This window comes from Pseudomonas sp. RA_5y_Pfl1_P24 (genome assembly GCF_963970945.1).
GTDB lineage: Bacteria > Pseudomonadota > Gammaproteobacteria > Pseudomonadales > Pseudomonadaceae > Aquipseudomonas > Aquipseudomonas tritici.
In genome coordinates, this window is sequence record NZ_CAXAOJ010000009.1 from 240,969 (window position 1) to 258,063 (window position 17,095).

Sequence of the window (17,095 nt, forward strand, 5' to 3'; positions counted from 1 at the left end):
GAGGAGAAGGTCATGAACTCCGATGATCTACGCAAAGAACTCGCGCTATCAAAATTCTTCGAAGGCGATTCATCCCTCAATGACGCTGTACAGGGACTGAGTCAGGCTGAAAGGAAACTGTGTATCGAATCGGCCTTTGAGCAAGAGGCCGCAAGGCTTGGGGTAGAAGTGTGGGAGCTGACGCTGACAATGATTTCGCAGCCTCCCCAAGAGCTGAAACGCCTGACCCTGGCGTTTCATCGGGAAGTGTCAGAAATGGTTGAGATGCCATGGAAGGATTACTGCACGCTGAATGGGATCACCGAGTAGCCTTTGGGCCGCACATGCATCGGCGCTTCGCGTCGCGACGGCCCTGAGTGCTGACCGTCTATCCTGGCTAAAGCCTCTCAACAGTGAACACTCAATATCTCCAGAATACCGGCGTGACGAGCACTAACACTGTCAGGATTTCCAGCCGTCCAAGTAGCATGCCTAGGGTCAGTAGCCATTTGGCGGCATCCGGCAGTGATGAGAAATTACCGGCCGGCCCAATGATTGTGCCAAGCCCAGGCCCGACGTTACACACCGCCGTAGCGGCACCGCTCAACGCCGTTGTCCAATCCAGCCCAATCAGGCTCAGGCCCAAGGCAATCAGAGCAATCGTGATGGTGAAAAAGAATGAGAACGTCAAAAGCGAACGTAAGATCTCTTCGTCGATGGGGTGGCCATTGTACTTTTTCTGAATCACGGCGCGTGGATGGATCAGTTGCTTCAAACTGCTCACCAGTAAAGTTGCCGCCACTTGAAAACGGAAGATTTTAAGACCACCCGCTGTGGAACCTGAGCAGCCCCCCACAAAGGTCAAATAGAAAAAAAGCAACACGGAGAAACTGCCCCACACGGTGTAATCGCCGACAGCGACGCCGGTGGTGGTGACAACCGATGTCACATTCACCGCCACGATACGAAATGCATCCCACCATCCGTAATCGCTGTGAAGACAAAGCCAAGTACCTACCGCCAGCCACGCGAAGACCAAGAACCCAATAAATCCACGAACCTGGTCATCCTTCAGCAGCGCGCGCCGATGGCCGCGCAATGTCGCGACGTATAACGTAAAAGGCAGGCTACCCAGAATCATGATGGCAACTGCCACCCAGTGAATAGCAGGCTGTGTCCAATGCCCAAGCGAGGCGTCCGACGTCGAGAAACCACCGGTAGAGATCAACGACATGGCGTGATTGACGGCGTCAAATGGCGTCATCCCGGCAATCCAGAGCGCGAGCGTTCCGCCCCCCGTGAGTCCCAGATACAGAAAAAGAATGTATTTGGCTGCCACATGGGAGCGCGGCGTCACTTTTTCCGACCAGTCTGAAGACTCTGTCTGGAACAGCCGCATGCCCCCTACTCGCAGCAGCGGAAGAATCGCCACGGCCATGCCGATAAAACCGATCCCACCCAGCCAGTGAAGCATCGATCGCCAGATCAACAGCCCCGGCGAGGCGGTGTCCAAACCACTCAACACCGTTGAGCCGGTGGTTGTAATGCCAGACATCGTTTCAAAAAAAGCGTCGGTGTAACTGATGTGACTGATAAACACCATTGGCAACGCCGCGAAGATACACACCACCACCCAACTGCCGGTCGTCAGTAGGTACATGTCCCTTGGGCGAAGTTGAGCGGTCTCTGGGCGCCCTCGCATGACCAGCAACAGGCCGCAGATGAACGTAATCAAGCTGGACCAAAGAAAGGCGGACAGATCGTCGCTGCGCTCATAGACCACCAAGGTGATCATGGGGATGGCCATGCTGATGGCCAACGTAATCAGAAACAGACCTAAGACAAAGCCGATGAGTCGTATTGCCGCGTGGGACATAAACAATAACCTGGCAAATTAGCGCCGCGCAGTATCGCGGCGCCAAAACGTCTCCACCCGTAAATTTCTCGTAAATTTTTTAGGGCCGACGGGTCGCTTCGTCAACCTTAGCCTATTCCAAAGACTGCGCGGTTTTGGCAATGCGTTCTTGGGTCATCACCAATGCGTGATCGGGTAGGCGATCCAACGGCAGTAATAACCAACGACACCGCTGCTGGCCGATTCAACGCAGCACCTCCCCGAGGTTATATAAAACCCTGCCAACGGGAACTGATACCCACTCGAGCTCAGGAAACAGACCATGGCGAACATCGCCAGGGAGTAAGGCGAGTAAACGGTTCTGCTGGGGGGTTGGCGTCTCCGACATATTCAGTAACCTTTTTTTCGGCACCCTTGACACGGTGCGGAGCACGCGAGTTCAGCGGCCAGGCAACGCCGACCTGAGCGTGCGCTCTACGCCAATACGGCATACCCCCACGTTAGCGGCCTGAGAGGCGCTTGAGTAGCCTCGGAAACTGCCTACAGACAAGCATGGGCGGTATGACTGGGCGGATACCAGGAGGCCCGTGCGCCCCCAGAGTCTGGCCCGTTCTAAAGCCGCAGATGTCGCGCAGGGGCAAAAGGTGCGAAAACTACGCAGTGGCGCTTTCCATTGTCACGCTGACGCGCCTGCACCCAGTGATGTTTTTTTGCCTAGACTGGACGCTTAGCCGTATAACCAAATGCGCGTCAGAGCACAGGCCGCACAAAAACTAAAATAAGAGGAATCCCCCAAAATGTTCAAATCCATCTGCAAGGCACTCGCCTGCACGGTTGCTCTAGGGAGCATGAGTGCAGTCATGGCAGCTGATCCAATCATCATCAAGTTCTCACACGTCGTCGCCGACCATACGCCCAAAGGCCAAGGCGCACTGCTGTTCAAGAAACTGGTAGAGGAACGCTTACCCGGCAAGGTCAAGGTCGAGGTGTATTCCAACTCATCGTTGTTTGGTGACGGCAAAGAGATGGAAGCCCTGTTGTTGGGGGATGTGCAGTTAATTGCGCCGTCACTGGCCAAGTTCGAACAGTACACAAAGACCCTGCAACTGTATGACCTGCCCTTTCTGTTTGATGACATCGCTGCGGTTGACCGCTTCCAGATGAGCCCGCAGGGCCAGGGGCTGCTTAAGTCCATGGAGAGTAAAAACATCACCGGCCTGGCCTATTGGCACAATGGGATGAAGCAGTTGTCGGCCAACAAACCGCTGCGTGTTCCTGGGGATGCCCGCGGCCTGAAGTTTCGGGTGCAGGCCTCTGCCGTGCTTGAGGAGCAGTTCAAGGCCCTGCGCGCCAACCCGCGCAAAATGAGCTTTGCCGAGGTGTATCAGGGCTTGCAAACCGGTGTGGTCAACGGTGCAGAAAACCCTTACTCGAACATCTACAGCCAGAAAATGCATGAGGTGCAGAAATACATCACCGAATCCAACCATGGTGTGCTCGATTACATGCTGATCACCAACACCAAGTTCTGGAATGGCCTGCCGCCGGACATTCGCAGTGAACTGGACAAGATTATTGTGCAGGTGACCGCGCAGGTTAACAAAGATGCCGAGCAGCTCAATCAGGACGCCAAGCAAAGCATCATTGCCGCCAAAACCACCGAAATCATTACCCTGACACCTGAACAACGCGAACAATGGCGCGTCGCGATGAAACCCGTCTGGAAAAAATTCGAAGCCGATATCGGCCCTGAGCTGATCACCGCAGCCGAAGCCGCCAACAAGGCTCAATGACCGGGAGGCAGGTGTTGCCGACGTGGTAGCACCTGCCAGTCATCACGATACGGGAGATGCCATCCATGCAGGCCTTTCGGCGCATCTGGGAACACTTTGAGGAAGGCTTCATTGTCTTCCTTTTGGCCGCGATGACATTGGTAACGTTCGTCTACGTCATTCTCAACAATCTCTATACGCTTTTCTACCGGCTTGCCGATAACTGGGAAGGCGCCAGCAACCTATTGTTCACCATCGGCGATGGCGTCATGAGCATGGCTCAAGCCATGACCTGGAGCACCTCACTCACCAAGGCGCTGTTCGGCTGGCTGATCTTCTTCGGCCTGTCCTATGGCGTGCGCACCGCCGGGCATATTGGCGTTGACGCGCTGGTAAAGCTGGCGAGTAAACCCGTCCAACGGCTCATTGGGATCTTGGCCTGTCTTTGCTGCCTGCTCTATGCCGGCCTGTTCAGCGTGGCCAGCTTCGAGTGGATTCATACCTTGATGTCGGCGGGAATAGGCGCCGAGGACCTTGGCCATTTCGGGATCATGCAATGGCACATAGGGCTGATTGTCCCTGTGGGTTTTGCATTGGTATTCATCCGTTTCGCTGAAATTTTCGTGCGCATCCTGCTGCACCGCCAAACCGGTCTCGGCCTGGCCGATGAAGCCGCCGACGTGATGAAACTGACCGAACACGAGGACAATAAACCATGACCATTGCCTTCCTGTTCGCGGCACTCTTCGCATTGATGTTCATTGGTGTGCCCATTGCCATTTCCTTGGGCCTGGCGGGCTCGCTGACCCTTGTATTTTTCAGCCCGGACTCCGTTCGCTCCCTCGCCATAAAGTTGTTTGAAACATCAGAGCACTACACCCTGCTGGCGATTCCGTTTTTCTTGCTTGCGGGCGCCTTCATGACCACCGGCGGCGTCGCACGCCGGCTGATCGACTTTGCCAACGCCTGCGTCGGCCATATCCGTGGGGGGTTGGCCATCGCCGCCGTAATGGCCTGCATGCTGTTTGCAGCCCTCTCCGGCTCCAGCCCCGCAACGGTTGCGGCGGTGGGTTCGATCGCGATTGCCGGCATGGTGCGCTCTGGTTACCCGCAGGCATTCGGCGCGGGAATCGTCTGTAACGCGGGCACACTGGGTATCCTGATACCGCCCTCAATCGTGATGGTGGTGTATGCCGCCGCCACCGAGACATCCGTTGGCAAGCTGTTCATGGCCGGCGTCATACCTGGCCTGTTGCTGGGGATAACGCTGATGGTGGCAATCTACATCGTCGCCGTTAAGAAAAACTTGCCGGCCCTGCCACGCGCAACCCTGCGTGAGTTTCTGAGTGCTGCGCGTAAAGCCGTCTGGGGATTGCTGTTGATGCTGATCATCCTGGGTGGCATTTACACCGGGATGTTCACGCCGACGGAAGCCGCTGCCGTGGCGGCCGTGTATTCGGCGTTCATCGCCTTGTTCGTCTACAAGGATCTGACGTTTCGCGAGACACCTAAAGTGCTGCTGGACGCTGCCAAGCTGAGCATCATGCTGATGTTCATCATTGCCAACGCCATGCTCTTCGCTCACGTATTAACCACCGAGCAGTTACCCCAACAAATCACGGCCTGGGTGATCGAGGCGGGGCTGACACCGGTGACCTTCCTGCTGGTGGTGAACATCGTCTTGTTGGTGGCAGGTGCCTTTATGGAGCCCTCGGCCATTATCCTGATCCTGGCGCCGATCCTTTTCCCGATCGCCATGAAGCTGGGTATCGACCCGATTCACCTTGGGATCATCATGGTGGTCAATCTGGAGATCGGTTTGATCACGCCCCCGGTCGGTCTGAACTTGTTCGTGACGTCCGCGGTGACGGGCATGTCAGTGCCTGCCACCATCAAGGCAGCCATGCCCTGGCTGGTGCTCTTGCTGCTGTTCCTGGTGCTGATTACCTATGTACCCTGGATTACCCTGGCACTGCCCAACTGGCTGGGCATGAATTAATGCCCGCCCGCCCCAATCAGTCATCCTCCTCGCAGCGCCCTGAAAGGAAATCGCTATGATCGATATGAGCCACTTCACGCCGCTGAGTGCATGGGTCGGTGGCCTATTGATCGGCTCGGGCGCCGTGCTGTTGATACTGTTCAACGGTCGCATCGCCGGCATCAGCGGCATCGTCGGCGGCCTGCTACGCCCGGTGACCGGGGACGTGGCCTGGCGAACGGCATTTGTGCTGGGGCTGCTGATGGCACCCGTGGCTTACCAACTTATCGCGCCATTGCCTGCGGTGCAGATCGACGCCGGTTATCCACTCGTGATCCTTGCCGGCCTGCTGGTCGGTATTGGCACGCGCTATGGGACTGGGTGCACCAGTGGTCACGGTGTGTGTGGCCTGTCGCGTTTATCCCCGCGCTCCGTGGTCGCCACACTCGTGTTCATGAGCGCGGGTTTCATCACCGTTTATGTCGTTGGCCATCTCCTGGGAGGCCTTTGAACATGCCGCTTTTTTATGCGTGGGTTGCCGGTTTGGTGTTCGGCATCGGCTTGCTGGTTTCCGGAATGACAAACCCGGCCAAAGTCATAGGTTTCCTCGACGTGAGCGGACGCTGGGATCCCTCACTGGCCTTTGTCATGGGCGGCGCCATTGCGGTGGCGGCAGTCGGTTTCAAATTCGCAAGAACGCGAACCCGATCGCTGCTGGGGCTGCCGATGAACCTGCCCACCGCTCGAAATATTGATCGGCGCCTGGTCATGGGTAGCCTTCTGTTCGGCGTCGGTTGGGGCGTGGCGGGTATTTGTCCGGGGCCGGCCTTGGTGCTGCTAGGCTCGGGCATTCCTGAAGGTGTGGTTTTTGTCATCGCCATGTTAGCCGGCATGGGACTCTTTGAATGGCTCGAGCGACGCAGACGTCGTGGAGCGTCGATCAGCGCCAGCGTAGATAAAGCCAACTGAATCACAAATCGCTGTCTGTCGACCTCGACTGTGCTTCGATCAAGGCCTCTGCGCCGAATGAATCGTCACAACAGTTCAACCGGGAACGCGAGAATAGACCTGTGCCAGGTGGCCGCTGAAAAGCATCCACAGCGCTAATACGCCAAGGACGACAAGCAGCACGGCAACAATCATCTCGAGCCTTTTGAACACAGGCTCAGTCGGCGAGTGCTCTTTGCGTGCCCAGGTAAACACCCCGTTGCCTATGCAAAGAACATGGCGCCGGCGAGCATGTATTCAAGGCCAGCGGCATAAACAAGCCAACACCCATAGACCGTACCCAACACACTGTTAACCAACGCCGTGGTTTTACCGACCTTTGCGGTCGTCGGGTAACTGCCATTCGCGATGATTTTCCACAAGAAGCCCGTGGCGCCGATGTAGGCCGGCAATATCATCACGCCAGTGATGGAGAGCATCACGTTCCACGCGTTGTTCGAGAAGAACATCAGAATCATCGCCGCCTGCATGACAGCGGGTCAGTCCTGTCCGGCGTTGGTTCGCTAAAACGCCAGTGCTTGGCAATGCAGGCGCTTGACCGTTATCTGGTAAAACCTGAAATTCGGGCCATTCTGCTACTCGACCCGCCGTTCGACAAAGGCGTACAAGACCCTGGCTCGCTTCAATATGCGTTCCAACTGGGGGATCTTCGAGGGCCAGAGATCGAGCCCATCGACAAACCGGTGTGGTGCCTCGATCGGGCCAACCATCACGACGGCGAACTCGATGCCAACGGCATAGCGCAGAACGCGGCCTACTACAAAAACCAACCGCCCGGATTTGGCGTTGTGAGCCGCGCCTGGGCGCCACGTTTGCCGCTCGCCGCAGCCTATGACGAAACCTGGACGCGGGAGCGTTCGCCAGGGTTGCCGCCGGATGCTGATTACCCTACGCACAGCGACGAATATAAAAATGCACAAACAAAAACGCCGACCATTTCTGATCGGCGTTTTCGTTAAAGTGGGTCGCGGGTTTGGCAGAGCATTCATTGATGATTACACCTAACTGAAGTCGGTGGAGACTCGCTAGTGAGGTCGGATTTAATGAGCAAATCAAATCAGCGGGCAGGCCTTTCGCTTCTGCCATCGGCGCACGAAACCACTCCAACTCAATGGATCCATTAAAATATATTTTGTCGATAATCGCCCAAAATAACCTGAAATTACTGATTTACATATTGACTCAAAGCAGATCCAGAAATTTAATGGATCCACTAAATAAGAATAATACCTCGCCTGGAGAGTTGCTATGTACCCCAAGAACACTTGGTATGTCGCCTGCACACCCGATGAAATCGCTCAAAAACCTCTGGGTCGGCAGATCTGCGGTGAAAAAATGGTGTTTTATCGGGGCCTGGAAGGCGTCGTGGCTGTCGAGGATTTCTGCCCCCATCGTGGCGCGCCGCTCTCGCTGGGCTATGTCGAAAACGGCAACCTGGTCTGTGGGTATCACGGCCTGGTCATGGGGAGCGACGGCAAGACGGTGGAAATGCCGGGCCAGCGGGTGCGCGGTTTTCCGTGCAACAAGACATTTGCGGTGGTGGAACGCTACGGCTTCATCTGGGTGTGGCCCGGCGATCAGGCCCAGGCGGACCCCGCGCTGATTCATCATCTTGAATGGGCCGTGAGCGATCAGTGGGCCTACGGCGGCGGGCTCTTTGATATCCAGTGCGATTACCGCTTGATGATCGACAACCTGATGGACCTGACCCACGAAACCTACGTCCACGCCTCCAGCATCGGCCAAAAGGAAATCGATCAAGCCCCACCCGTCACCACGGTTGAAGGCGACGAAGTCGTTACCGCCCGGCACATGGAAAACATCATGGCTCCGCCGTTCTGGCGCATGGCCCTGCGCGGCAACAACCTTGCCGAGGACGTGCCGGTGGACCGCTGGCAGATCTGTCGCTTCACCCCGCCCAGCCATGTGCTGATCGAAGTCGGCGTGGCCCACGCCGGCAAGGGCGGCTACCACGCAGCGCCCGAACACAAGGCTGCAAGCATCGTGGTCGACTTCATCACCCCGCAAACCGAGACATCAATCTGGTATTTCTGGGGCATGGCGCGCAACTTCAACCCTCACGATGAAGCGCTGACCGCCAGCATTCGCGAGGGCCAGGGGAAGATTTTCAGCGAAGACCTGGAGATGCTCGAACGTCAGCAGCAGAACCTGCTGGCCCACCCGCAACGCAACCTGCTCAAGTTGAATATCGATGCTGGCGGCGTGCAGTCGCGCAAGATCCTTGAGCGACTGATTGCCAAGGAACGCGCCCTCGAACCGCAACTGATCACGACCACCACCGCCTGAACGGCGCGACACTCTGCGAGGACCGAACATGATCGATGTGGTGGTGGTATCCCGTAATAACGAAACCCAGGACATTTGCAGCTATGAACTGGCCAGGGTCGATGGCCAGCCGCTGCCAGCCTTCAGTGCCGGCGCGCACATTGACGTGCATCTGCCGGATGGGCTGGTGCGCCAGTATTCGCTGTGCAATCACCCCGAGGAGCGTCATCGCTATCTGATCGGCGTACTCAACGACCCGGCTTCTCGCGGCGGCTCGCGCAGCTTGCACGAGAAAGTACACGAGGGCACCCGCCTGACGATCAGCGAACCACGCAATCTGTTCTCCCTGGCCCATGAAGCACGCCGTAGCCTGTTGTTCGCCGGCGGCATCGGCATCACCCCGATCCTGTGCATGGCCGAGCGCCTGGCCCATGCGGGGGCCGACTTCGAACTGCACTACTGCGCCCGCGCCAGTGAGCGAGCGGCGTTTGTGCAGCGGCTCAAGGCGTCGCCGTTTGCCGAGCGGGTGTTCCTGCATTTCGATGAGCAGCCGCACACGGCCTTGAATGCTGCCGAGGTGCTGGCCGGGGCCGCAGACGATGTGCACCTGTATGTCTGCGGCCCTGGCGGGTTCATGCAGCATGTACTCGACAGCGCACGCGCACAGGGCTGGCAGGAGGACTGCCTGCACCGCGAATACTTTAGCGCGGCACCGGTGGATAACAGCCTCGACGGGAGCTTTTCGGTGAAGCTCGGCAGCAGCGGCCAGGTCTTCGAAATCCCCGCCGAAAAGACCGTAGTCCAGGTCCTGGAAAGCCACGGTATCGAGATTGCCGTGTCCTGCGAACAGGGGATTTGCGGCACCTGCCTGACCCGTGTGCTGGAGGGCATACCTGAGCACCGCGACCTGTTCCTCACCGAGCAGGAACAGGCGCTGAATGATCAGTTCACGCCCTGCTGTTCACGCTCGAGGACCCCGCTGCTGGTGCTCGATATCTGACAGGTGTCACGACGCGGGCAAAATCACCTTCATGCGCGCGTCGGCGGTGGCTGAACTGAAGATCTCGGCATAACGCAACGTCGCATTGGCGTGCTCGCGCATGATGGCTTCGGCGCGCGCGCCCTGGCGATTGACCAGGGCGTCAAACACCGAATGGTGCTGCATGTGGGCATAGTTGAAGCGCCGGTATTCACGGGCCATGTCCTCGCGATCCACCGCCAGCGCGGTCACCGATGCGAATGGCAGGTGATCATTGCGAGCCAGCGCATCCGCGATCGCCGGGTTGTGGCTGCCTTCGACGATGACCTGGTGAAAGCGCATGTTCAGGTCGTGGTAAACCTCAAGGTCATCTTCAGTCACGTAGCCTTTGTCGAACAGTTGGTCGCCTTCCACCAGGCAGCGCTCCAGCGCCGCACGCGCCGCATCCGACAGGCCATGCTCGGCGGCTTGCCGCGCAGCCAGGCCTTCCAGCACACCGCGCACTTCGACGGCGCCAGCAATGTCACTGGGGCTGACCGAGCGCACCTGATAGCCGCGCCCGCCAAACGGCACCAGCAGCCCTTCCTGCTCAAGGGTACGAAATGCCATGCGCACCGGCATGCGCGACACTCCAAAACGTTGCGCCGTAGGGATTTCCATCAGGCGCTCCCCCGCCACCAACTCCCCGCTGGCAATCATCTTGCGCAGTGCAACCAGCACCAATTGACCGGGCTTACTCATCCAGGCAACTTCCAGAAAACATGGCCGGCCATAGTACCGCAAGCATCCGATCCCGTCAGACGAACGCCAGCGCGGCGCGGGCACCCTCTATGGCACCCAGGTGGTGCGCCAGCCGCGACGGCAGGTAATCGAAAAAGAACCCGGCGCTGTGCAGCTTGGCAGCACGCAACGGATCGTCTTCGGGCAATGCCCTGGAGACACGCGCAGCCCGCGCCCAGGCAAAGGCCAGTAACGCCACGCCACATAGCTGGAGGAAATCCGGCGCAGCCCGATAGGGGTATTCACTGTCTTCCTGCGAGCGTTCACGCAGGGCAGTCACCACACCGGCCAGCGAGTCGCACAGACTGCCCAATGCACGGGAGAACCCTGCACACTCGACATACTGCAAGCCCTGCCCGGCCTCGGCACGCAACTCGGCCAGCAGCAGGCCAAAGGCTCGACCTTCATCCCCCAGCACTTTGCGCAGCAACAAGTCATTCGCCTGGATCTCGTTACTGCCCTCGTAGATCATCGCGATGCGGCTGTCCCGCAGGGTTTGCTCGATGGCGAACTCGGTGACGTAGCCGTAACCGCCAAACACCTGCAACGCATTGCTCGCCTGGCGAAAGCCCTGTTCGGTGAAAAACGCCTTGATGATGGGTGTCAGCAAAGGCGCCAAACGGGCGGCCGACAAGTCCTGGCCATGCTCGGCCTGATCAAGCAGGTGCGCCGCCCAATAGCCGATGGCGCGCATACCCTCGCTGGTGGTGCGCAGCTCCAGCAACACGCGGCGCATGGCCGGGTGATAACGGATCGGGTCAGCGGCCTGGGCCGCCACGCCTTCGGGCCTTGACGGTGCACGCATCTGCACACGCTCGGCGGCGTACTGCCGAGCATTCTGCCAAGCTGCCTCGACATGACCCAGGCCTTGCAGGCCGACATGCAGGCGCGCCGAATTCATCATCACGAACATCGCCGCGAGGCCCTGATTGGCCTCGCCGATCAGCCAGCCCTGGGCGGCGTCGAATACCAGGGAGCAGGTGGCGCTGCCCTTGATGCCCATCTTGTGTTCGATGCCGTCGCAGTGCACGCCATTGGCACGGCCGTCGTCCAGTTGCTTGGGCACCAGGAACAGTGAAAGGCCGCGACTGCCCGGCGGCGCATTGGGCAAACGCGCCAGCACCAGGTGCAGGATATTGGCCGTGAGGTCGTGCTCACCGCCGGAGATAAACAGCTTGCTGCCGCTGAGGCGATAACTGCCATCCGCCTGGGGCTGCGCGCGACAGCGCAGCAAGCCGACATCGCTGCCGGCCTGAGGCTCGGTCAGGCACATGGTGGGCAAGGCCTGGCCACTGACAATCTCGGGCAGGTAGCGTGCCTGCAGCCAGGGAGCGGCGTGGGTCTTGAGGCACAGGTAGGCGCCATGGGCGATCCCGGTGTACATGGCCCAGGCGTGGTTGCTGGCGTAGAGCATCTCTTGCAGCGCCGCATCGAGTAGTTGCGGCAAGCCCTGCCCGCCCTGCTCCTCAGCGCACGCCAGCGCCGGCCAGCCACCGTCGACATAGGCGCGATAGGCCTCGACGAAGCCGTCCGGGGTGCTGACCCGGCCCGCCTGCCAGCGGCAGCCCTGGCGATCACCGCTGCTGTTCAACGGTGCCAATACGCCCTGACTGAAGCGTGCCGCCTCCTCCAGCACCTGTAGCGCCAGCGGCAGGTCCAGGGCCGCGAACGCCGGGTGGCGCTGCCAGGTTTCGGGCGCCTGCAACCAGTGTTCAAAGACAAATTGCATATCGCGCAAAGGCGCCTCGTAGCTCCACATCGGGACACCTCATCGACTAAAAAAACAATCAAGCGCGGTAGACAGGGTTCTCGATCAGCAACGCCATGCCCTGCCCGCCGCCCACGCACGCTGCGGCAATCCCATAGCGCAGGTTGTGCTGGCGCAGTTGTCGGGCCAGGGTCATCACCAGGCGCAGGCCGGTGGCAGCCAGTGGATGCCCCAGCGCAAGCGAGCCGCCCTGGACGTTGAGGCGGGTGCTGTCCAGCTCCAGTTCATAGGCCACCGCCAGTACCTGGGCGGCCTGGGCTTCGTTGATCTCGAAGCGGCCGATGTCACCCAGGTTCAACCCGCTGCGTTGCAGCAGCAGGCGGATCGCCGGTGCCGGGCCGATGCCCATGAACTCGGGGGCCACACCGACCACCGCGCTGGCCAACAGACGCGCCAGGGCCGGACGCGTGCAGGCCGAGGCGCGCCCCACCAGTGCGGCGGCTGCGCCATCGACCACGGCGCAACTGTTGCCGGCGGTTTGTACACCGCCAGGGTGCACGGCGCGCAAGCGTGTCAGGGCTTCAAGGTCGGTGGGACGTGGGTGGCTGTCCGTGCTGACGGCACTGGCCCGACGCGCCAGGCTGATGCCCCTGGGCTGATACCCCTCAAGCTCGAACACCTGGTTGTCGACCGTGACGATTTCTTCCGCCCACGCGTCGTCACGCTGCGCCTGCAACGCTCGCTGATGGCTGTCACAGGCGTGGCGGTCCACGGACTTGCGGCTCAGGCCATAACGGCGCGCCAGGTTATCGGCGGTGGCGATCATGTCCAGGCCAGGGGCCGGGTCATAAAGGGCCTCCCAGAGAAAATCCTTAAATTGCACCTCGCCGCCGAGTCGAAACCCATCCCGATGGGTGTAGGCCGCAATCGGGTTGCGCGACATGGATTCACTGGCCACACACAAGGCCAGTTGCACGCCATCCCGCAGTTGCACAGCGGCCTGGCGCAACAACTCGAAACCGGTGGCGCAGATGCGCTGCACCCCCAGTGCCGGTACCGCTTGCGCCACACCGCTGTACAAGCCGATATGCCGTGGCAGCAAGTAGGCATCGAAGCTGGCCTGGGCCATGGAGCCGGCCAGTACGCTGTCCACTGCCTGCGGCTCAATACCCGCCCGGGCCAGTACTTCACGGCCAACCTTGATCCCCAGGTCAATGGGTGAGACCTGAGACAGTGCTCCACCCAGGTCAATCCAGGGGGTGCGCACGGCCTCGAAAATCGCCACATCGGCAAATGCCGAATACTGCCCGTTCAAGGCTTGGGCTCGGCACGCAACAGCGTGGTGTCTTCGCCGCGATACAACGCCTCGACCTTGGCGGCGCGCCATTGCAGTACCGCCCGCTGGTTGATCGAACCTTTGTCGGTGATTTCCCCACGATCGATGGACGCCGGCTCGTCGAGCAGGGCAATCCATTCCAGGCGACTGGCATTGCCGGTGGCCTCACGATTGAGGCGTTGCAACCAGTCGCCGAACCACTGGCGCACCGGCGCGCTGCCCAGCACTTGGGCGTCGCTGGCGTCGGCGTCCAGGCCCGCTAGCCGACGGCATTCGTGGAGCCTGGGGAACACCAGTGCTGCGAGGCACTCGCGGTCGGGGGCGGCAATCACCAGGTCCTGCACATAGGGCGAGCCGTCGAGCACCGCGCGATTGCGCAACGGACCAACGCTGACAAACACCCCGGAAGAGAGCTTGAAATCCTCGGCAATCCGCCCATCGAACATCAGGCCCAGTTGCGGCTGCTGAGGGTCGGCGAGCTTGATCGCATCTCCTGAACAGTAGAACCCCTGCTCGTCGAACACCTCGGCGGTTTGCTGGGGCGCCCGCCAATACCCCGGCATGATATGCGGCCCGCGAAAGCGTCCTTCGAACTTGCCATCCACCGGCACCAGGCGCACCTCGCAGCCCGGCGCGGGCAAACCGATATAACCGGCCATGGACAACGGCCCGGTGGTGAACGTGCAGGACGGTGCGGCTTCGGTCATGCCCAGCCCGGCCATCATGCGGATGCGTTCACCACAGTGCTGTTCGGCCACGCGGTCGAGGCGATCCCAGATACGTTGGGAAAGGCCGGCGGCGGCGAAGAAGAACAGTTTCATGCGCGCAAAAAAACGCTCGCGCAACTCGGCGTCCTGTTCCAGGGCGTTGACCAATTCTTCCCAGCCCTTGGGTACCGTTAAATAGGCCGTGGGCGAAACCTCCTTGAGGTTGCGCAGGGTCTCGGCAAAGCCTTGGACCGTGGGTTTGCCGTCGTCGAGGTAAAAGGTGCCGCCGTTGTAGAGCACGATGCCGACGTTATGGCTACCGCCAAACGTATGGTTCCACGGCAGCCAGTCCACCAGCACCGGCGGCTCCTCACCGAACACCGGAAACGTCTGCAACAGCATCTGCTGGTTGGCGCAGAGCATGCGCTGGGTGGTGACCACGGCCTTGGGCAATTTGGTCGAGCCCGAGGTGAAGAGAAACTTGGCGATGCTGTCAGGCCCGGTGGCCTTGAACGCCGCTTCAGCCTCTGCGCCACCCGGTGTGTGCAGCAGGCTGGCGAAGCTTATTTGGCTGCGCCCGGGCACTTGGCCGCGCACGCAGATCAGCGGGGTTTCGGCCGGCAATACGGCGTCGATCGCACGCTGGTAGGCCGGCGCATCACTGACGAACACCAGCCCGGGTTGCAGCAAGTCGCAGACATGCCGCAGCTTGGCGAAATCCTGGGACAACAACGAGTACGCGGGCGATACCGGGCAGTAGGGAATGCCGGCGTACATAGCGCCGAGGGCGACCTGCAAATGCTCGATGTCGTTGCCCGACAGCAAGGCCAGCGGCTTGTCCGCCGACAGCCCGTAACTCAGCAGGCCCTGGGCAATCGCGCGCACGCTGTCGAGCATCTCGCGGTAGCTGACACGGCGCCAATCACCGCCGGCCTGGCGTGCCGCGATAAACGTCTGCTCGGGCCGCACCCGCGCCCAATGCACCAGGCGATCGAGCAAGCGCGCCGGCAACTCGGCCAGGGGTTCCAGGGAGCGCATGTGCAACACGCCCTGCTCTTCAGTGACCGCCACCGGTGCGTGGCCGATGGAGACCTCGCGGTATCGCGGTACGGGCTGGGGTTGCGGTCGAAATTCGGAACTCACAAGGATGTCCTCCAGCAAGGCGGATCACAGCCGCCTTGTTATTGTTATGTCGCGGCGCCTGCTCAGATCGGGTAATGCCGTGGCCCGTTCTGCAAGGTCACCCAGCGCAATTGCGTGAAGTGCTCAATGGACGCCTTGCCACCAAAGCTGCCGTACCCACTGGACTTGACCCCACCAAACGGCATCTGCGCCTCGTCATGCACCGTCGGGCCGTTGATATGGCAAATACCCGACTCGACCCGCTGCGCCAGCGCCAGCGCGCGCCCGGTGTCTCGACTGAAGATCGCCGCCGACAGGCCGAACTCGGAATCGTTGGCCAGGCGCAACAAGGCTTCATCACCCTCACCACGCAGCAGTACGGCCACCGGTCCAAAGGACTCTTCGCGGTACAAGCGCATCTGTTCGGTGACACCATCGATCAGGGTCGGCTGCAGGATGCTGCCCTCCAGTTGGCCGCCTACCACCAGCCGCGCGCCCTTGGCCAGAGCATCGTCGATCAGGGCCTTGATGCGTGTGCCGGCGCTGGCGTCCACCAGGGAACCCAGCACCGAATCAGCCGCCGCTGGATCACCCGCACGCAGGGTCGCAACCTTGGCCGCCAGCTTGGCGCTGAACGCATCGGCGACCTTGGCATCGACGATCAGGCGTTCGGTGGACATGCAAATCTGGCCCTGGTTGAAATAGGCGCCAAAAGCCGCCGCCGCCACAGCAGCGTCAAGATCGGCATCGTCGAGCACCAGCAACGGCGCCTTGCCACCCAGTTCCAGCAACGCCGGCTTGAGGTGACGCGCCGAGAGCTCGCCGACAATGCGCCCGACATGGGTCGAGCCGGTGAAGTTGACCCGCCGCACCGCCGGGTTGGCGATCAGCCGCTCGACAATCGCGGCGGCATCCGCCGGGGCATTGCTGATGACATTGACCACACCATCGCCCAGGCCTGCGTCTTGCAATACCTGGCCCATCAGGCGGTGCACCGCCGGGCTTAATTCCGAGGCCTTGAGCACCACGGTATTACCGCAGGCCAGCGGCATGGCGATGGCGCGAGTGGCGAGGATGACCGGAGCGTTCCACGGCGCGATGCCCAGCACCACACCGCAAGGTTGACGCAAGGCCATGGCGAAACTGCCGGGGACATCGGAGGGGATCACCTCCCCCGTGATCTGGGTGGTCATCGACGCCGCTTCGCGCAGCATATTGGCCGCCAGGCGCACATTGAAGCCATACCAGTTGGGCATGGCGCCGGTCTCGCCGGCGGCAGCGATGAATTCGCTGCTGCGCGCCTGCAATTGCTCGGCAGCGTTGAGCAAGCGGGTGCGGCGTTCGTTGGGCGCCAGCGCCGCCCACGCGGGGAACGCGGCGTGAGCGGCGGCGACGGCGGCGTCGGCATCTTCCAGGGTCGCGGCGGCCACCCGAGAGACCACTTCACCGGTCACCGGGTTGCGACGTTCGAAGGTTCGACCGTCACGGGCGTGGCACGACTGGCCGCCGATCAACAGGGGCACGTCCAGCATGGTGATTCCTCTTTATTGTCTTTATCGGGAATACGTTCAAGCAGAGTACAACG

16 protein-coding genes and 1 pseudogene are annotated in these 17,095 nt (G+C 60.5%); 9 read left to right on the plus strand and 8 right to left on the minus strand.

The features are described from left to right. The first annotated feature begins 12 nt into the window (after positions 1-12). Complete coding sequence (locus tag AACY30_RS17565) at positions 13-309, plus strand: DUF6388 family protein (protein ID WP_339540822.1); 297 nt, start codon at positions 13-15, stop codon at positions 307-309. A gap of 91 nt (positions 310-400) precedes the next feature. On the opposite strand, the gene AACY30_RS17570 is transcribed toward AACY30_RS17565, so the two are convergent. After that, positions 401-1,855, minus strand: coding sequence for a TrkH family potassium uptake protein (locus AACY30_RS17570; protein WP_339468840.1), 1,455 nt, complete (start codon positions 1,853-1,855; stop codon positions 401-403). Positions 1,856-1,991: 136 nt separating this feature from the next. After that, positions 1,992-2,078: pseudogene (locus tag AACY30_RS27550) on the minus strand (Crp/Fnr family transcriptional regulator); the annotation flags it as partial. Between the two features lie 553 nt (positions 2,079-2,631). On the opposite strand from AACY30_RS27550, the gene AACY30_RS17575 reads away from it, so the two are divergent. The 5 genes from AACY30_RS17575 (at position 2,632) to AACY30_RS17595 (ending at position 6,553) form a co-directional block, all read left to right on the plus strand. After that, positions 2,632-3,627, plus strand: a complete 996-nt coding sequence (locus tag AACY30_RS17575; RefSeq protein WP_370467854.1) for a TRAP transporter substrate-binding protein — start codon at positions 2,632-2,634, stop codon at positions 3,625-3,627. A 65-nt stretch (positions 3,628-3,692) separates the two neighbouring features. Continuing rightward, the gene (locus tag AACY30_RS17580; protein WP_339468842.1) at positions 3,693-4,325 is read left to right on the plus strand and encodes a TRAP transporter small permease; all 633 of its coding nucleotides are present in this window, start codon (positions 3,693-3,695) and stop codon (positions 4,323-4,325) included. Beyond that, positions 4,322-5,605, plus strand: coding sequence for a C4-dicarboxylate TRAP transporter large permease protein DctM (gene dctM, locus AACY30_RS17585; protein ID WP_339468844.1), 1,284 nt, complete (start codon positions 4,322-4,324; stop codon positions 5,603-5,605). The genes AACY30_RS17580 and dctM overlap by 4 nt, the downstream gene beginning before the upstream one ends. A gap of 55 nt (positions 5,606-5,660) precedes the next feature. Beyond that, entirely contained in the window at positions 5,661-6,095 is a 435-nt protein-coding gene (locus tag AACY30_RS17590) for a YeeE/YedE family protein (RefSeq protein WP_339540823.1), read from the plus strand. A 2-nt stretch (positions 6,096-6,097) separates the two neighbouring features. Beyond that, the gene (locus tag AACY30_RS17595; RefSeq protein ID WP_339468847.1) at positions 6,098-6,553 is read left to right on the plus strand and encodes a YeeE/YedE family protein; all 456 of its coding nucleotides are present in this window, start codon (positions 6,098-6,100) and stop codon (positions 6,551-6,553) included. Positions 6,554-6,795: 242 nt separating this feature from the next. Here AACY30_RS17595 and AACY30_RS17600 read toward each other — a convergent pair whose 3' ends face one another. Then, the gene (locus AACY30_RS17600; protein WP_339540824.1) at positions 6,796-7,062 is read right to left on the minus strand and encodes a hypothetical protein; all 267 of its coding nucleotides are present in this window, start codon (positions 7,060-7,062) and stop codon (positions 6,796-6,798) included. Between the two features lie 54 nt (positions 7,063-7,116). On the opposite strand from AACY30_RS17600, the gene AACY30_RS17605 reads away from it, so the two are divergent. The 3 genes from AACY30_RS17605 to AACY30_RS17615 all read left to right on the plus strand — a co-directional run bounded on the left by AACY30_RS17605 (position 7,117) and on the right by AACY30_RS17615 (position 9,878). Next, the gene (locus tag AACY30_RS17605; protein ID WP_339540825.1) at positions 7,117-7,551 is read left to right on the plus strand and encodes a DUF2169 domain-containing protein; all 435 of its coding nucleotides are present in this window, start codon (positions 7,117-7,119) and stop codon (positions 7,549-7,551) included. Between the two features lie 289 nt (positions 7,552-7,840). Next, positions 7,841-8,899: an aromatic ring-hydroxylating dioxygenase subunit alpha gene (locus AACY30_RS17610; protein WP_339540826.1), complete on the plus strand. Its 1,059-nt coding sequence runs from the start codon at positions 7,841-7,843 to the stop codon at positions 8,897-8,899. Between the two features lie 28 nt (positions 8,900-8,927). Beyond that, positions 8,928-9,878 carry a PDR/VanB family oxidoreductase gene (locus AACY30_RS17615; RefSeq protein WP_339540827.1) on the plus strand — a complete coding sequence of 317 codons (951 nt, stop codon included), beginning with the start codon at positions 8,928-8,930 and terminating at the stop codon, positions 9,876-9,878. Positions 9,879-9,884: 6 nt separating this feature from the next. Here the strand turns inward: AACY30_RS17615 and AACY30_RS17620 are convergent, their stop codons facing one another. The 5 genes from AACY30_RS17620 to AACY30_RS17640 form a co-directional block, all read right to left on the minus strand. Then, positions 9,885-10,598 (minus strand): GntR family transcriptional regulator, encoded by a 714-nt coding sequence (locus tag AACY30_RS17620; RefSeq protein ID WP_339468852.1) that lies wholly within the window; start codon positions 10,596-10,598, stop codon positions 9,885-9,887. A gap of 55 nt (positions 10,599-10,653) precedes the next feature. Next, positions 10,654-12,396 carry an acyl-CoA dehydrogenase gene (locus AACY30_RS17625; RefSeq protein WP_339540828.1) on the minus strand — a complete coding sequence of 581 codons (1,743 nt, stop codon included), beginning with the start codon at positions 12,394-12,396 and terminating at the stop codon, positions 10,654-10,656. Positions 12,397-12,424: 28 nt separating this feature from the next. Further along, positions 12,425-13,660: a thiolase family protein gene (locus tag AACY30_RS17630; protein WP_339540829.1), complete on the minus strand. Its 1,236-nt coding sequence runs from the start codon at positions 13,658-13,660 to the stop codon at positions 12,425-12,427. Then, positions 13,657-15,531: a feruloyl-CoA synthase gene (locus AACY30_RS17635; protein ID WP_339468855.1), complete on the minus strand. Its 1,875-nt coding sequence runs from the start codon at positions 15,529-15,531 to the stop codon at positions 13,657-13,659. Before AACY30_RS17635 ends, AACY30_RS17630 begins: the two co-directional genes overlap by 4 nt. 62 nt (positions 15,532-15,593) lie before the next feature. Beyond that, entirely contained in the window at positions 15,594-17,042 is a 1,449-nt protein-coding gene (locus AACY30_RS17640) for an aldehyde dehydrogenase (protein WP_339468857.1), read from the minus strand. Between the last annotated feature and the right edge of the window lie 53 nt (positions 17,043-17,095).

Bases quoted from the DNA above. Each gene is read 5' to 3' on its own strand.
- AACY30_RS17620 (WP_339468852.1), bottom strand. From the start codon at position 10,598: ATGAGTAAGCCCGGTCAATTGGTGCTGGTTGCACTGCGCAAGATGATT.
- AACY30_RS17590 (WP_339540823.1), top strand. From the start codon at position 5,661: ATGATCGATATGAGCCACTTCACGCCGCTGAGTGCATGGGTCGGTGGC.
- AACY30_RS17640 (WP_339468857.1), bottom strand. From the start codon at position 17,042: ATGCTGGACGTGCCCCTGTTGATCGGCGGCCAGTCGTGCCACGCCCGT.
- AACY30_RS17610 (WP_339540826.1), top strand. From the start codon at position 7,841: ATGTACCCCAAGAACACTTGGTATGTCGCCTGCACACCCGATGAAATC.
- AACY30_RS17595 (WP_339468847.1), top strand. From the start codon at position 6,098: ATGCCGCTTTTTTATGCGTGGGTTGCCGGTTTGGTGTTCGGCATCGGC.
- AACY30_RS17605 (WP_339540825.1), top strand. From the start codon at position 7,117: ATGCAGGCGCTTGACCGTTATCTGGTAAAACCTGAAATTCGGGCCATT.
- dctM (WP_339468844.1), top strand. From the start codon at position 4,322: ATGACCATTGCCTTCCTGTTCGCGGCACTCTTCGCATTGATGTTCATT.
- AACY30_RS17580 (WP_339468842.1), top strand. From the start codon at position 3,693: ATGCAGGCCTTTCGGCGCATCTGGGAACACTTTGAGGAAGGCTTCATT.
- AACY30_RS17570 (WP_339468840.1), bottom strand. From the start codon at position 1,855: ATGTCCCACGCGGCAATACGACTCATCGGCTTTGTCTTAGGTCTGTTT.
- AACY30_RS17625 (WP_339540828.1), bottom strand. From the start codon at position 12,396: ATGTGGAGCTACGAGGCGCCTTTGCGCGATATGCAATTTGTCTTTGAA.
- AACY30_RS17600 (WP_339540824.1), bottom strand. From the start codon at position 7,062: ATGCAGGCGGCGATGATTCTGATGTTCTTCTCGAACAACGCGTGGAAC.
- AACY30_RS17565 (WP_339540822.1), top strand. From the start codon at position 13: ATGAACTCCGATGATCTACGCAAAGAACTCGCGCTATCAAAATTCTTC.
- AACY30_RS17575 (WP_370467854.1), top strand. From the start codon at position 2,632: ATGTTCAAATCCATCTGCAAGGCACTCGCCTGCACGGTTGCTCTAGGG.
- AACY30_RS17615 (WP_339540827.1), top strand. From the start codon at position 8,928: ATGATCGATGTGGTGGTGGTATCCCGTAATAACGAAACCCAGGACATT.